At 42.1% G+C, this 17,102-nt stretch carries 9 protein-coding genes; 1 reads left to right on the forward strand and 8 read right to left on the reverse strand.

Annotation, left to right across the window (positions count from 1 at the left end; genetic code table 11):
- Window positions 1-26 precede the first annotated feature (26 nt).
- From AC59JO_RS04115 to bglX, 3 genes are all read right to left on the reverse strand, one after another.
- Window positions 27-1,805 (reverse strand): RagB/SusD family nutrient uptake outer membrane protein, encoded by a 1,779-nt coding sequence (locus tag AC59JO_RS04115; protein ID WP_413669325.1) that lies wholly within the window; start codon window positions 1,803-1,805, stop codon window positions 27-29.
- A gap of 25 nt (window positions 1,806-1,830) precedes the next feature.
- Entirely contained in the window at window positions 1,831-5,052 is a 3,222-nt protein-coding gene (locus tag AC59JO_RS04120; RefSeq protein WP_497303582.1) for a SusC/RagA family TonB-linked outer membrane protein, read from the reverse strand.
- Between the two features lie 933 nt (window positions 5,053-5,985).
- Window positions 5,986-8,292, reverse strand: coding sequence for a beta-glucosidase BglX (gene bglX, locus AC59JO_RS04125; protein WP_413669327.1), 2,307 nt, complete (start codon window positions 8,290-8,292; stop codon window positions 5,986-5,988).
- A gap of 189 nt (window positions 8,293-8,481) precedes the next feature.
- Between bglX and AC59JO_RS04130 the strand changes: the two genes are divergently transcribed.
- Window positions 8,482-9,243 carry an NUDIX hydrolase gene (locus AC59JO_RS04130; RefSeq protein ID WP_497303584.1) on the forward strand — a complete coding sequence of 254 codons (762 nt, stop codon included), beginning with the start codon at window positions 8,482-8,484 and terminating at the stop codon, window positions 9,241-9,243.
- Between the two features lie 191 nt (window positions 9,244-9,434).
- On the opposite strand, the gene AC59JO_RS04135 is transcribed toward AC59JO_RS04130, so the two are convergent.
- From AC59JO_RS04135 to kdpA, 5 genes are all read right to left on the reverse strand, one after another.
- Entirely contained in the window at window positions 9,435-11,156 is a 1,722-nt protein-coding gene (locus AC59JO_RS04135; RefSeq protein WP_413669329.1) for a HAMP domain-containing sensor histidine kinase, read from the reverse strand.
- Between the two features lie 2 nt (window positions 11,157-11,158).
- Entirely contained in the window at window positions 11,159-12,289 is a 1,131-nt protein-coding gene (locus AC59JO_RS04140) for a sensor protein KdpD (protein ID WP_413669330.1), read from the reverse strand.
- A 370-nt stretch (window positions 12,290-12,659) separates the two neighbouring features.
- On the reverse strand, window positions 12,660-13,226 hold the full coding sequence (locus tag AC59JO_RS04145; protein ID WP_497303587.1) for a K(+)-transporting ATPase subunit C: 567 nt from the start codon (window positions 13,224-13,226) through the stop codon (window positions 12,660-12,662).
- A 127-nt stretch (window positions 13,227-13,353) separates the two neighbouring features.
- A complete protein-coding gene (kdpB, locus tag AC59JO_RS04150; RefSeq protein WP_413669332.1) occupies window positions 13,354-15,384 on the reverse strand; it encodes a potassium-transporting ATPase subunit KdpB in 2,031 nt (676 codons plus the stop codon).
- Window positions 15,385-15,386: 2 nt separating this feature from the next.
- Window positions 15,387-17,102 carry a potassium-transporting ATPase subunit KdpA gene (gene kdpA, locus AC59JO_RS04155; protein WP_497303589.1) on the reverse strand — a complete coding sequence of 572 codons (1,716 nt, stop codon included), beginning with the start codon at window positions 17,100-17,102 and terminating at the stop codon, window positions 15,387-15,389.

The following is a 17,102-nucleotide window of genomic DNA, read 5'->3' on the forward strand; positions in this document are numbered from 1 at the left end:
GTTAAATATTTAAAATCGATGGTTAATTAATAACCTGGATTTTGTTTCAACACACCAGTACCTAAGGAAGCAGATAAATCTATCTGAGCTTGAGGTATTGGATAATATTCGTTCCTACCCTTAGTGAAGTGTGCACCAGTCAGCTGAGAGTTGATTTTAATATCATAGGCAAAGAAAGCGTTGATCTCATCTGCCATGCTTCCGGTACCTTGATCCCAGCGCTGTAAGTCGAAGAAACGCTGCCCTTCCATTGCCAATTCAAGTTTACGCTCAAAGTGAATAGCTGTACGTGCATAATTTTTATCAGCAAAAGCCCCTGCAGGATAAGGTTTAATTAAGTAATTATCGGCAGGCGTAGTTTTAACTGTGTACTCTGATTTTGAAGGGTCATAAGCAGAACCTTTATAAACCCACCATGAACTACCGGCAGCACGGGTACGAACCATGTTCACATAATCCAAAGCCTTATTAACATCCCCAACTTCAACTTCGGCTTCTGCAGCCATTAAAAGCACATCGCTCCAACGCATTAGGTTTACGTTATTTGAGGTAACTTCATTAGCTGCCCAATAGTTTTCTGTGCTTGAATTGGTGCCTTTTTCGGCCGATGAATAAACATTTTTACGTGGGTTGAAAACACCATCTGTAGGGTCACGGATCCAGCTTGCCGGAGGATTACCCCAGTCAAGATAAGGGATGTTAGGGCGGCCCATAGTGATATCGATACGAGGATCGACAGTACCGGTATATGGATTAGTTTTTCCGCTAACTAATTGACCATCATTAAAAGTAGTAAACAACGGCAGGCCATTTGCATCAGTTTTATATGAATTTGCCAGTGACTGAGAGGGATTAAACCAACCGCAGCATGCACCGGGGCCGCTGTTATAAGGGAAGTTAAGCTCATCACCGGTGTTACCATTGTTACCACCTGAGTTATCATTAACCGAAGCCTGTGCGGCAAATACCGATTCAGGGCTGTTTTTCTGACCAGCTTGAGGGCTAAAGTTTCTCTGAAAATTAACATTCAAAGCAAATTTGTTACCGTCACCTTTTACTCCATTAGCAATCAGATCGGTAAACAAAGTTTTGGCTTCAGTAAATTTGTGTTGAAACATTTTGGCCTTAGCCAAATAAGCTACTGCTACCCATTTATTGGCTCGGCCTTTTTGCGCTTGTGTAACCGGAATATTATCAATACCTGCTTGAAGATCAGCCTCAATATTTGGCCATATGTCTTTGTCATTAGGTATATTAGCCTGTACGTTTGTTGTAGCCGTTTCGTCAACATATGGAATCATGTTGTACATCTTTTTCAACTCCATATAGTAGTAACCTCTTAAAAATCTGGCTTCGCCTGTAATCCTTTTCGCATCATCAGCTGTAACATCTTTAGCTAAGGCAAGCGTACGCAATACATCATTTGCACGAGCTACGCCATCATAGCACAATGTATATTTTGAGGTTGTATAAGGGTTTGAAGTTGCCATGGTAAAGTTGCCTACGGGCAAAGCGTCATTACCACCGTCAGACGGTTCTGAGCCTTTGTAGGCATCACCCGCGGCAACGCTGCCGAACAGCCAGTTTGAACCGGCGGCATTAATACCACCGCCAATACCGCCCACACCATCCAATAACGAGTAAGTGCCAATTAATAAACTTTCAACACCCAGCTTATTTGCAACAAGCGAAGGACTAAGCGCTCTTTGAATCGGCCTGTTAAGGATGTCCTTCTGACACGCATACACCATACACATTGACAATATTGTCAATGGTACAATCAATTTCATTTGTAATTTTTTCATAACTTTTTATATGATATTATACGTATTAAAATGTGGCATTAACACCAATATTATATACTTTTTGGTTTGACGGGTAGTTACCAAAGTCGATACCAAAACTTGTGTTGCTTTGTAAATTTGATCCTTGAAGTTCCGGATCTAAACCACTGTATTTGGTTGCGGTGAACAGGTTATTTCCTAATAAATAAACTCTAAGTTTACTTATGCCCAAACTCTTGATTTTTGAACTTGGTATAGTATATCCTATAGTGAGTGATTTTAACCTAACATAGGTACCACTTTCCACATACCATGAATTAAAATTACCGGTATTATCTGCATTAGCAATGCGGGTTAAAACCGGTACAGTTGCCTTACTGTTATCGGCACCTGGTTTCCAAACTTTATCGCTCAATATATCTGCGCTTACGTTACCGGTAAACACCTGAGGGAAATAAGTCCAGTATTTAACGTAGTTAACCACTTTACCACCAAATGAACCATAAAGGAATGCGTTAAAATCAAAGCCTTTATAGTACATATTCAGGGTAAAACCGCTGGTAAATTTAGGATTAGGATTACCGATAAATGTACGATCAGCTGCGGTTATTTGGCCGTCACCGTTAACGTCTGCATATTTAAAGAAACCAGGCCGTGCGTTAACATCACTTGGTGAAGCAGCAATATCTGCAGCGTCTTTATATAATCCAATCACTTTGTAACCGAAAAACTCGCTCACCGGCTGACCAGGCTGTAACCGAACAAAGTTCTGCAAACGGGTTGAACCGTTGCTGTTAAAATCGATATATTTTAACCCTCCTGTGAGACTTGTAACCTTGTTTGAATAATGGCTGAAGTTAAGACCTAAATCATATTTAAAATCACTTCCCACTGTGCCATGATACTGCACATCCAGGTCAATACCTTTGTTTAAGATATTACCACCGTTAAGGTAAGGTGCGTTAGGTACAGCAATGGCACTAATCAAAGGTGGTTGGAATAACAAGTTACTGATTGATTTCTCAAAATATTCAACCGAAAAGCTTAATTTGTTATTCAAAATAGTTGCGTCCAAGCCAATATTTTTTACTTTATCAGTTTCCCATGTAGTTGATATGTTACCTAACTGGTATTTATATAAACCAGTAATAGTCGAATTTCCAGTACCCGTTATATCGTAGTTTGCATTACCATTTGATTTTGCGTACAAACTATATGCATTACTCGCCTGAGATTCAACACCAGCCAAAGAACCTAAAGTTCCGTAACCTGCGCGAAGCTTCAAATCGTTTAACCAGGTTGCGTTTTTAAGGAAATTCTCTTTTGAAAGCCTCCAACCCACGGTTGCCGATGGAAATACTCCCCATTGGTGACCGGGGGCAAAGAACGATGAACCGTCGCGGCGAAGAGTACCACTTACCAGATATTTATCATCAAAGTTATAATCTAACCTGCCAAACTGTGAGTAAAGGGTGTTGTTATAAAGTTGGTCAACCTTATTGGTTGGTGTACCGTCACCATTTTCAACAGTAACATAATTGGGATCAAATGTAAGGCTGTAAGTAGTGTTACCAGCTTGGATACCACGGCCATATTTAGTAACAGCCTCAGTACCTGCCAAAAACTGCACATTGTGTTTGCCAAATTGCTGATTATATTTGATTGTATTGGTCCAGGTATATTGGCTGTTATAACCTCCTACTTCTGTAAATGCATTATTGGTAGTATTACCTTCTGAGTTCTCATATGCAGTATTGGTAAAGTAGTAGTAGTAATAGTTATCTACAACACCACCAAAACTGGTACGAATAGTAAAGTGTTTCAGGAAATCAACTTCAGCGAAAATATTACCGGTAATATCCCAGTTATTGTTCCTGTCGTTCTTTTTACGTTCCTGTACAGCTACCGGGTTACTTGAGTTACCTAAGCTACCTGATCTTGTACCGGCAAAATTACCCATAATGTCATACACCGGAATTATAGGAGGTTGACGGTAGGTATATGATATAGCGTTACCTTCGTTTTGGTTATTTGAAAGATTTGGTGTTCTTTTATAAAATATGTAAGCATTTTCACCAACACGTACATGCTTACCAACATTAAATGCTGTGTTTGCCCTCACCGAATAACGTTTCATATAGGTATCGATAAGTGTACCTTGTTGATTGAAATAGTTAACCGACATCAGGAATGTTGATTTATCACTACCCCCGCTTGCTGTAATGTTATGGCTTTGGATGGGCGCCAGTTTAAATACCTCATGAAACCAGTCGGTACCCTGTTTATTGGCACGGGTGATCTGGTTGTCAGTAACTTTTGGATTTAACAAATAAGTTGATGGATCGGTCTTAGGATCGCCTTCGTGGGCGCCGGCAGGTGTAATATAATCAGGAATAGTCCAAGTACCTGTTTTATTAGGATCATACTGCGAATTACCGTTTAATGCATTTGCATTTTTGAACGATTCATAAATTGCTTCAACATATGTTTTGGTATCAGCAAGTTTAAACCCATCTTTTAATGGTCTTTGTGTACCATAATAGGCATCATAAGTAATGGTAGCAGCACCCGATTTTCCTTTTTTTGTTGTAACCACAACCACACCATTTGAACCACGAACACCATAAATAGAGGCAGATCCAGCATCTTTCAACACCTGGATAGATTCGATATCGTTAGGGTTAACATCATTTAATGATCCCTGCACTCCGTCAATAATAATTAATGGCGCGGTGTTGTAAATTGAGCTGATACCACGTACGTTCACCGAACTACCGCCGCCAGGGTTACCTGAGTTGATAACGGTTACACCTGCAGCCTGACCTTGTAGTAAAGAGGCAGTGTTACCTGAGGGCACGGTTTTTAAACTGGCAACATTTACTACTGCTACCGAACCGGTAATGTCCTTTTTACGTTGCGAGCTATAACCGGTTACCACTACCTCGTTCAGCGTGCTGCTACCTGATTGTAGTGTAACCCGAAGGTTTACATCGGTACCCACCTTAACTTCGGCACTTTGATAACCGATGTAAGATACTACCAGCGTATTGCCCGGGCTTAGGCTTAAGGTGAAATCACCGTTAACATCAGTTACAGTACCTGTACTTGTACCTTTGACGCGTATAGAAGCGCCAACAATAGGTAATTTATCGTCGGAGCCGATAACTTTACCTTTGTACTTTGTTTGGGCTGTAACTACCAATGAAGATACCAGGCAGCATAGCAGCAGGCCCAAGTACCTTCCTTTTAGGAGTAAACTTTTAAACATGAGATTGAGATTTAGTTGATTAATATATTTGATTTAAGCTTTTAAGTCGATAATTGGTGGGTTATGTTTTAAAATGAAAAATTGCATACTTGCGGGCAACCGGTTTTAACGGGGCAGTTGTGAGATGGGCCCTGTTAAACAGATTAATTGAAGATGAAGGGCTGGAAAGTGAAAAATGTAAAGGTTTTATCATATGATCTTCTCTTGTATAAATTTTAAACTTTTTATCCGTGTTTTCACCTTTTTTGCGCCCCGCTACCGAAGCAACATTAAAGTTAAAATGTTATAATAATATTAGATTTTGAACGATTTCTGCCTTAACAGAAATTTATATTGGCTATGGAACTAATGTAATTAGTGTGTACTGTATACACAAGTAAAAAAAGCAGATTTACAAATTAATTATTTATAGGCTAATTTATCCGTTAAAATTACAAATTGAAAACTTTTCGTTAACACATTATTAATGCAGGACCTATTTTTTTAAAAATATCGCATTGTAAAAATGTTGCTATTATTCAATAACGGTTCTGCAAAATTTATTAAAACAATAAATATCATGGTAACGGGCCTGTTGTCTACTATATTTTAATCCAATTTTAATGTACGTGGGCAAGTTGCAGTAATTTACCAAAGTGTTAAAATATCATCATACTTTGCAAATACTGTCATAGCAACATTTATTATTAATTACACAATAATAAATGTTAAATATACATTTACCCAAGCGGTACTTTTTAAACAATAAATGTTCAGATTACATTTATTGCAATCGATTTCACATCAATTACACACCATTTTACACACTTTTTCCAAAACAAAACAGCACCGGTAAAATTTACTTACCGGTGCTGTTCAGATATTTTCGTGTATTAAAAAATACCTTTGCCATTTTTAACAAAGTGCTAAAAATGTATTACAACCTAAATGGCATTATTTAGCCCACCAAACCGATGCATTATGCGTATCGGCCGAACTTGTTCCTATTTCAACTACAAATTCGCCAGGTTCCCAGTCATACTTAAGCTGGCTGTTATAAAACTTTAGCTGCTCCGGAGTAATAGTAAAACTTACCTGTTTTGAAGCGCCAGGCTGAAGGTTTATTTTCTGGTAACCTTTAAGTTCTTTTACCGAGCGGCTGATACTTGCTACCGGGTCGCTTATATACAATTGTACTACTTCTTCGCCTTCATATTTCCCGGTATTGGTTACCGTAACGGTAGCTGTTAAAGTTTCGTTACCTCTTAATTTATTTTTGCTCACACTAACCGCACTGTAGTTAAAATTGGTATAGCTTAAGCCGTAACCAAACGGATAAAGCGGATCGTTTGAAATATCAAGATAATTTGACCTGAACTTTGAAGGACCACCTTTGTATGGCCTGCCGGTATTTTTGTGGTTATAATAGATAGGTATCTGCCCTACGCTGCGCGGAAAGGTAGCAGTTAGTTTACCGGCCGGGTTATAGTCGCCAAATAATACATCTGCAATGGCGTTACCTGCCTCGGTGCCTGGCGCCCAAACGTCAAGTATTGCGTTAGCATGCTTATCTTCCCATGTTAAGGTAAGCGGACGACCGTTAAACAGCACAATCACCATTGGTTTGCCCAATTTTGAAAGTTCCTTTAGCATGTTCTTCTGACTTTCGGGAATATCAATATCCGAACGGCTTGATGATTCGCCCGACATGCTTTGTGATTCACCAACAACTGCCACAATCACATCCGATTTTTTGGCGGCTTCAACTGCATCTTTCAAAAGTTCGTCAGCAGGCTTCGCATCTAAAGAAACCATTCCGGGACCAAAGTTCAGCCTTTTAATAAACAAACTGTCTTCGGTTATATTAGCACCTTTGGCGTAGTTAATGGTAACATTGTTGCCCACTACGTTTTTAATGCCCTCCATCACACTTACTGATTTTTGCCACTCGCCTGCAATAACCCATGTACCCAGCATATCGCGGTGATTATCGGCCAATGGCCCCACCAACGCAATACTGCCACCTTTTTTTAGCGGAAGTGTTTGATTATCGTTCTTTAACAATACAAAAGAGTGTTTGGTGATCTCCCTTGCAGCAGCGCGGTTTGCAGTCGATAACTCTTCTTTGGCTTCCTTACCGGCATCCATCGATTTATAAGGGTTTTCAAACAAGCCTAATTTGTACTTGGCTTCCAATACCCGCTGGCAGGCCAGGTCAATTTCCTGCTGGGTTATTTTCTTTTGTGTAAGTGAGTTTTTTAAAGTTTTCAGGAAACCCTCTCCCACCATGTCCATATCCAGGCCGGCTTTCAACGCAAGGGCAGATACTGTTTGCAAATCGCCCAGCCCATGATCTGTCATTTCGTTTACAGCAGTATAGTCAGATACTACAAAGCCTTTAAATCCCCACTGTTTTCTTAACAAATCGGTTAACAGCCATTGGTTACCTGTTGCAGGTACGCCATCAACTGTATTGAATGAACTCATGAAGCTACCCGCACCTGCATCAACTGCTGCTTTATATGGCGGCAGATAATCCTGGTACATTTTAATACGGCTCATATCTACTGTGTTATATTCACGACCAGCTTCCGCTCCGCCATAAAGTGCAAAGTGCTTAACGCAAGCCATTACAGCATCGGCATCCTTCATGCTCGTACCCTGGTAGCCTTGTACCATAGCTTTTGCAACCTGCGAGCCATACCACGGGTCTTCGCCCGAACCTTCAGAAATACGGCCCCAGCGCGGGTCGCGGGCAATATCAACCATTGGCGAAAACACCCAATTCAATCCTTCGCCGGTTGCTTCTTTAGCTGCAATTTGTGCCGATTGCTTAATCAAACCCATATCCCAGGTTGCCGACATGCCCAACGGAATAGGAAAAATAGTGCGGTGACCGTGGATCACATCCAAACCAAAAATAAGCGGAATGTGCAACCTTGAACTTTTAACGGCTATATCCTGGATCTGGCGGGTTTGAGCCGTACCCCAAACACCAAATACACCACCAATTGATCCTTTTTTAATATTTTCTTCAACACCTTTATTTACTACCGATCCTGTTGTTGCTGCTCCGATGGTTACCAGGTTTAGTTGCCCTATTTTTTCATCAAGGGTCATTTTACTCATCAGGCCTTTAACATAGGCATTCATTTTTGCATCTTCGGTTTTGCTTTGGGCCAATACCTTATTATAAGGCGTCAGCGCCACGCAAAGCGGCATAACGGCTACAAAAAGCCGGCTTGAAAAATACTTTTTCATTTTTTAATTTATGTGGGTAGTAAATAATTGGTTAACAAATATGACTAATAATCAGAGCATTTCATTGCGCCTTTAAATATTTTTGACAATTCCAAAAATTGGATGCTACGGCATTTATCATAGTGTATTAAGTACACAATTGTAAATATTATAATTAAAAAATCAAACTTTATTTGTACAATAGCACAAATGTTAAGTAAACAGCAACTTATTGAGTATAGCGAGGATGCCCGCAAAAACTACGTAAATCACATTTCTATTGATTGTGTTGTATTTGGATTTCATGAAGGGCAAATGAAAGTGCTGCTATTAAAAACCCATGATGAAGAGAAGTGGTACCTGCCTGGTGGCTTTGTACTTAAAGAAGAACCGATAGATAACGCTGCTGTAAGAATTTTGCAGGAACGTACCGGTTTAGATAAAATATTTTTACAACAGTTTCGTGTATTTGGTGATCCCGACCGTTCAAAGGTGCATAATGATATGTATGCAGATATGCTGCCAAAAGAACAAAACTGGTTTTCGGGCCGGTTTATCTCTATAGGCTATTATGCGCTGGTCGACTTTTTTGGTGTTATACCACACCCCGATCAGTTTTCGGAGCTTTGCGCATGGCGCGACCTGGATGACATGCCCGAATTGCAGCTCGACCATGAAAATATTTATAAAAGTGCTTTGGATGCCCTGCGGCTGCAGCTTAACTATCAACCCATAGGTTATAACCTGATGCCCCGGGAATTTACCATGCCCGAGCTGCAGAAACTATATGAAGCCATTTTAGGTAAAAAACTGGACCGGCGTAATTTTCAACGAAGAATTTTAGCTTTTGGCATCCTGAACCGGTCTGAAGAGCCACGTAAAGGCGGCGCACACAAGGCGCCATACCTATACTCATTTGATATAAAAAATTACCAAAACGCTTTAACCGAAGGGTTTAAAGGCGGATGGTAATTTGTGACAACCTAAACTGAATGTCATTTCGACGAACCATGGGGAGATTTGTGCGTTGGCCGGTGAGGAGAAATCTTATACGTTCCGCTTTTAATCGCGAAAATCTGTATATCGTACAAGATTTCTCACCCTTGCCCTGCTATTTCCAGCCATTCAAGGCTTCGAAATGACATATTCTCTTTATTGAAAGCTTACGCAGCTGCAATCGCTCTTTTCAACGTAAAATAAAACGTACTACCTGAACCTATTTCGCTGTCAACGCTAATTTTGCCTGCCTGGGCCTCAATAAAGTCCTTGGCAATGGCAAGCCCAAGCCCTGTTCCGCTTTGTTCAGATGTGGCATTTGGCACTTTAAAATAGCGCTCAAACAAACGGGGTAGATATTGATCTTCAATCCCCTTGCCGTGATCGGTAACCGAAAATTCGATCTCATCATTTTTGTGTTTTTTAACCACCAATTCTACAGTTGATTTTTCATGACTGTATTTTATGGCGTTTGAAAGCAGGTTGATGAGCACCCAGGTTGTTTTATCCAGGTCGGCGTGTACCTTCGGCAAACTTTCATCACATTTCACTTTAATTTCAACCTGTTTTTGATCAGCAATAAACTTAATGGCCTTTACAGCATAATCCACAATATTTTGGGGATGCGTGCTGCCAAAGTTTAACTGAAGCTTACCGGTCTCAACCTGTGCCATATCCAGTAGTTCGCCGGTAATGAGCAACAGGCGACGGGTATCATCGTCAATATTGCCTAACAGCTGGCGTTGCTCGGCATTTACTTCACCTATGCGCTCATCTTCCAATAATTTCAAGCTCATTTTTATAGATGAGATCGGGGTCTTCAACTCGTGCGATATGGTAGCAATGAAGTTGGTTTTGGCTTCATCCAGTTGCTGATATTCGGTAATGTTTTTCAGGATGATAACTTTACCAATCACTTTATCCCTGCTGCTTACCGATAATGATTCGCGCGAATAAAAACCTTCATGATTATCAGCAAAGATCCTGAGTTTTGCCTGATCATTAACAAGCAACTTGCGCATCAAATCATTTTCAATAGCGATATCAGGCGCATATTTACCGTTGAGCTGGTCGGCCTTCATACCAATAAGGTTGCAGGCCACCTGGTTGGCAAAAATGATAACACCTTTTTCGTCAAGACCAATAATAGCATCATGCATGGAATTGATAATGGTTTCAATCCGCTTTTTCTCAAACAGAATACTGGCCAGGTTGCTGTTCTCAAACTCATCAAGCTTGCGTGTCATATTATTAAAAGCCTGCCCCAGTTCTCCAAATTCATCATCCGATTCAAAATGGATTTGCTGATGATAATTTTTGTTTGATACCTCTTTGATACGGGCAGTAAGTTCTTTAATAGGATTAGCGATATATCCCGGAAAATTAACAGCAAAACTGAATGCCACCAAAAACAAAAACGCGCCTAAAAAAGCAACCAGCAACGACCCTCGTTTTGAGGTAAGGTTAGCCACATCATTTTTGCGTGATATAGCATCCATATTCAGCTTCATAATACCGTACAGGTACTGATGTAACTTGCCTCTTAACTGGTTTTGTACAACTTCGGTATTACCGGGATGTTTTAGTTTTTCATAGGTAGAGCTTGCCGAATCAGTAAGCTGCTGTTCGCCAACTTCGGTAACATTGCGTTGCTGCAAAACCATGTTTTGGTCAATTGTTCGTACTTGCTGGGTCGTGAAATTGCCACTGTGCGAATCCAATGCTGTCAGTACGTTTTGAGCATACTGTACGCTTTTATAATTATCTTTTAATATAGCACCCGCGTCAGCCGATAAGCGGTTTAAGAAATATATCGACATTCCGCAGCAAATTAATGCCAGTACAAACAGGAATCCGATTCCTGCCCGGAGTTTATTTTTAATTGTCATGGCTATGAGAGTATTACAAGGTCAATATCAGTTTTCGACATTTTATTTAGTAGCTGTGTAAACACTGCTGTTTTCATGATAAGCTGGTAAAATTTAAACCGCGGCTTGCCAATGCAAATCGTGGTAATATCATATTTTTCGGCCGTTTCCCAAATCGTGCGGGCCACGTGATCGCTCTTTATCTTCAGCACTTCCCCTCCCAGTTGTGTGGCCAGCTTCATATTATTAATAAGATGTCTTTGCGCTGCTAAGTTAATCTTATCGCTGCTTTCGTGTGAGGTTTGCACATACAGTAAATACCATTTGGAGCGATAGTATGATGATAACCTCGCTGTTTTACGAATAATAACCTTAGCCGACTCATCATTAGTGCTGATACAGGCCAAAAACAGCTCGGGCCTTAACTTTATGGTTTTGGGCACTTCAATATCTATCTTACGCTCAACCTGGTGGGCCACCTCACGCAGGGCTAACTCGCGTAACTGCAGGATTCGCTCTGCCTGGAAAAAATTATTCAGCGCGGTCGGGATCTTCTTCTCATCATAAATTTTACCCTCTTTCAAACGCTCTATCAATTCATCAGCTGTAAGGTCGATATTCACAACTTCGTCTGCCAGTTGCAAAACTTTGTCAGGTACACGCTCGTTGATGGTAGCACCCGTTATTCGCTGCACCTCTTCATTGAGGCTTTCCATATGCTGGATATTTACGGCGCTGATCACGTTAATACCCGCATTCAGGATTTCCAGTACATCCTGCCAGCGTTTTTCGTTACTACTACCTTCAATATTAGTATGGGCAAGTTCATCAACTATAACCACCTCGGGGCGCAGACTAATCACCGCCTTCAGGTCCATCTCTTCCAATTCCTTCCCTTTATAAAAAAGTTTACGGCGCGGTATCACAGGTAAACCCTCAAGCAAAGCATGAGTTTCTTTCCGGTTATGGGTTTCGATATAACCAATTTTTACGTCAATACCATTGCGCATTAAGGTCTGGGCCTCTTGCAGCATCCGGTAGGTTTTACCCACACCCGCACTCATGCCAATGTATACCTTGAATTTTCCCCGGCGTGACTTCTTGATCAGCTCCAGGAAATGCTCAACCGACTGCTCTTTGGTTTCTTCACTCATAAGACAATCCCTCCTAAAAGGGAGACTTTTAAATTTATCAATTTTATTTTTCAGTTCTACTTGCGCTCGTTTATAACGAGTGCTTAATATGGTTAAGCGTTTGTTTTATGGTGTTCCCTGCGGGCCGGGCTTTACGCTCATACTGCACAGGCCTTAATCACATGGCCGGTATCCGCTGCAATCCCTAACACACGGTAAGGTTCAATTTAAAACTATAATCCCATTTGTCATTTCGATAGAGCGGCGAAGGTTTGTGTGTTGGGGCGAAAGAGAACTCTTATACGTCATACAAGCCGCCCAACCTATCAAGCGTATAAGATTTCTCACTCGTTCCTCGTTTCGAAATGACAAAATCGGTTTGTACAAAGCCTTACTTCTTCAACCCATCCAACGCTACATTCAATTTCAATACATTTACCTTAGCCGGGCCAAACAGACCAAATAAAGGCTGTTCGGTATGCTCATCAACCAGTTTATTTACTGCATCAACCGGCAAACCACGAACTTTGGCGACACGGGCTACCTGAACTTTTGCACCGGCAGGTGAAAGATCAGGATCCAGACCGCTGCCCGAAGCTGTAACCAGTTCGGCAGGGATCTGCGAGCGGGTTACGCCCGGGTTGTGTTTCATAAAATCTTCTATCCTGCCTTCAACCTGTTTCAAATAATCAGGGTTTGAAGGGCCTTTGTTTGAACCTCCCGAACCGGCAGCATTGTAATCAACCGCAGACGGGCGGCCCCAGAAATATTCATCTTTAGTAAATTTCTGGCCTATGTTGGCGTAACCAACTACACGACCTTTATAAGTGATGGTTTCACCATCGCCTTTGCCCGGCGTAAATTTACCGATACCGGCTATAGCTAAAGGATAGATGCCAGCTGTTAATACAATGAGTATTAAAGTAAGCTTAATGGATGGCAACAAATATGTTTTCATTTTATTTTGAGATTAGATTTGAGATATGAGACGTGAGATATGAGATTTGAAATGAGACTTTTGCCTTCGAACTTTATACTTCCGATTCGAAAAGTCTCACATCTCATATCTAACATCTCACACCTGACTATATGAATAATGAAACAGCTAAATCAATTAATTTAATGCCTATAAAAGGTATAATAATACCGCCTAACCCATAAATAAGCAGGTTACGGCGCAACAGAGCACTTGCACCAATCGGCTTGTATTCAACACCCCGCAAAGCCAACGGTATCAGCAGCGGAATAATAATAGCGTTAAATATCACTGCAGAAAGTATAGCCGATTGCGGGCTATGCAGATCCATAATATTCAGCGCTTTTAATGCAGGCATGGATACCATAAACAAAGCCGGAACAATGGCGAAGTATTTAGCCACATCATTGGCGATACTGAAGGTTGTTAGCGTACCACGGGTCATCAATAACTGTTTGCCAATTTCAACAATTTCGATCAGCTTGGTTGGGTCGTTATCCAGGTCAACCATGTTACCGGCTTCTTTGGCGGCCTGTGTACCGCTGTTCATGGCAACACCAACATCGGCTTGTGCCAACGCGGGGGCATCGTTTGTACCGTCGCCCATCATGGCTACCAGTTTACCGCCCTGCTGTTCTTTTTTGATATAATTCATTTTATCCTCTGGCTTGGCCTCTGCAATAAAATCATCCACACCAGCTTTTTCGGCAATAAATTTGGCGGTAAGCGGGTTATCACCGGTTACCATCACCGTTTTAACGCCCATTTTACGCAGGCGCTCAAAACGTTCGGCAATGCCGGTTTTAATGATATCCTGCAACTCTATCACCCCCATGATCTTTTCATTTTGTGATACAACCAGCGGGGTACCACCATTTGATGAGATTTTTTTCACATTCTCTTCCACATCAGCAGGGAACGGGTTGCCGGCTTTCAGGGCCATGTTACGGATAGAGTCAAAAGCGCCCTTACGAATCCGCAAACCATCAGGGGTATCTAAGCCGCTCGAACGGGTTTCGGCGGTAAACTTGATGAATACCGAATCGGCCGGAGCATAGATTTTTAGTTTGTGGGGGCCTTGTTCAGCAAGTTCTACAATCGACTTTCCTTCAGGGGTTTCATCAGCCAGTGAACTTAATACACAGGCCATTACAAAATCCTGTTCGCTTACACCCGCTGTTGGGTAAAAGCTGGTGGCTTTACGATTACCAATGGTAATGGTACCTGTTTTATCCAGTAACAAAGTGTCTAAGTCGCCGGCAGTTTCAACGGCTTTACCGCTTTTGGTAATTACGTTGGCACGCAAAGCCCTGTCCATCCCGGCAATACCGATGGCCGATAAAAGGCCACCGATAGTGGTAGGGATCAAACAAACAAACAACGATATAAAAGCGGCTATAGTGATGGGCGTGTTAGAGTAATCGCCGAAAGGCTTCAGGGTAACGCACACGATAACAAAGATCAGCGTAAAACCCGCCAACAAAATGGTCAGGGCAATCTCGTTAGGGGTTTTCTGGCGCGATGCACCTTCTACCAGCGCAATCATTTTGTCCAGGAAGCTTTCGCCAGGCTGGGTAGTTACCATCACTTTTATCCTGTCGGACAATACTTTGGTACCACCGGTAACTGATGATTTGTCGCCACCTGCCTCACGGATCACCGGGGCAGATTCGCCGGTAATAGCCGATTCATCAATGGTAGCAATACCTTCAACGATCTCGCCATCGGTAGGGATATTATCACCGGTCTCGCAAATAAATACGTCGCCTTTTTTTAGCTGTGATGACATTACCCTTTCTTCTTTACCGTTAACCAGTAAGCGGGCAGGCGTCTCTTCGCGGGTTTTGCGGAGGCTTTCGGCCTGGGCTTTACCACGTGCTTCGGCAATGGCCTCGGCAAAGTTGGCGAACAGTACGGTTAATAATAATATGATAAAGACGGTAAAGTTGTAGCCAAAGCTACCCTGGCCTTTATTGGTAAGCGAAAACAGGCTTACTATCAGCATTACAACCGTACCAATCTCTACGGTGAACATCACCGGGTTACGGAACAGGACGCGTGGGTTCAGTTTGATGAAGGACTGTTTTAAAGCATCCCTCATCTGATCGCCCTGGAACAATGTATTTTGAGTTGAGTTCATGATTATTTAAGTGAAAAATGTTCAGCAATTGGACCTAAAGCCAGCGACGGGAAGAATGACAGCGCAGCAATGATCACGATCACTGCGAAGATCATCAACCCGAAAGTTGAGGTATCGCTCTTCAGAGTACCGGCTGATTCCGGGATATATTTTTTATTGGCCAGCAAACCAGCTATTGCCAACGGACCAATAATTGGCAGGAACCTGCCCAATATCATCACGATACCTGTAGTGTAGTTCCAGAAAATATTGCCGTCGCCCAGGCCTTCAAAGCCCGAACCATTGTTGGCTGCTGATGAGGTGTATTCGTACAGCATTTCGGAGAAACCATGCGTACCCGGGTTATTTAACCATGCCGAAGGTTTAACAGCCCAATCGGCACCGGCCACGTTAACTACAAAGTATGATGAAATGGCTAAACCTACCAGGATGATGAAGGGGTGAAGCAAAGCTATCAATGAAGCAATCTTCATTTCCCTGGCCTCTATCTTTCTGCCTAAAAACTCCGGCGTACGACCAACCATTAACCCGGAGATAAATACCGCGACAATGATAAAAATGTAAAAATTGAGGATACCAACGCCACAGCCGCCATAAAAACAGTTAACCATCATACCCAACAGCATCATGGTGCCCGAAACAGGCATAGCACTGTCATGCATAGAGTTTACTGAACCTGTAGAGATAATGGTGGTCATGATGCTCCAGTAAGCGGAGTTAGCCGGGCCAAACCTTACCTCTTTACCCTCCATAGCACCGGTTGGCTGGCTGATACCCATTTTAGCGATTGCAGGGTTACCATTCAATTCGGCATTCATAGTGGGGATCAACAGCATCAGCATGCCCAGCGTCATCACACCAAATATTACATACGCGAATTTCTTTTTATTGAGATAAAAACCCAGCGCAAATACCAATGCAATAGGAATGGCAACCTGTGCTACCAGCTCGACAGTATTGGTTAAATAATTAGGGTTTTCGATAGGATGGGCAGAGTTGGCACCAAACCAGCCACCACCGTTAGTACCTAAGTGTTTAATAGCAACAAGTGGCGCAACCGGCCCGCGGGAAACGTGAACGGTATCACCCTGCATACTGATGAAGGTATCTTTACCTGCATAGCTGGTGGTCATGCCATTAAAAGCGAAGATCACAGCTATTACAAATGATATAGGCAATAATACACGGGTGATGGATTTTACAAAGTACTCCCAGAAATTACCCAGCTTATCGGTAACCTTATCTTTCATCGCCCTGAACACAACCACCAGCGCTGCAATTCCTGTAGCAGCCGATACAAAATGCAGGAACATGAATACGAAATGCTGTGTAAAGTAAGTAGCGCCGCTTTCGCCCGAGTAGTGCTGTAAATTACAGTTCACCAAAAAGCTGATAGCAGTATTGAAAGCTGTATCTGGCGACTGGCCGGGGTTTCCATCGGGATTAAGCGGCAAATGCCCCTGGGCCATTAAACAAACAAAAGCATATATTAACCAAACGCTGTTAATGGTAAGCAGAGCCAGCAGGTGCTGTTTCCAGTTCATTTCTCGTTTGGTGTCGATACCGCTGAAGCGGAAAATAAAACGATCAAGCGGGGCCAGAAAATCAAGCCAGGTTTTTTCGCCCTTAAATACCTTAGCAATGTAGCGGCCAAGGGGAATGGCGAGGGCTAAGGTGAGCAGGTAGGTGAAAATTACACCCGTTAGTTCAGTGTTCAT

The organism is Mucilaginibacter sp. A5337, from assembly GCF_059690695.1.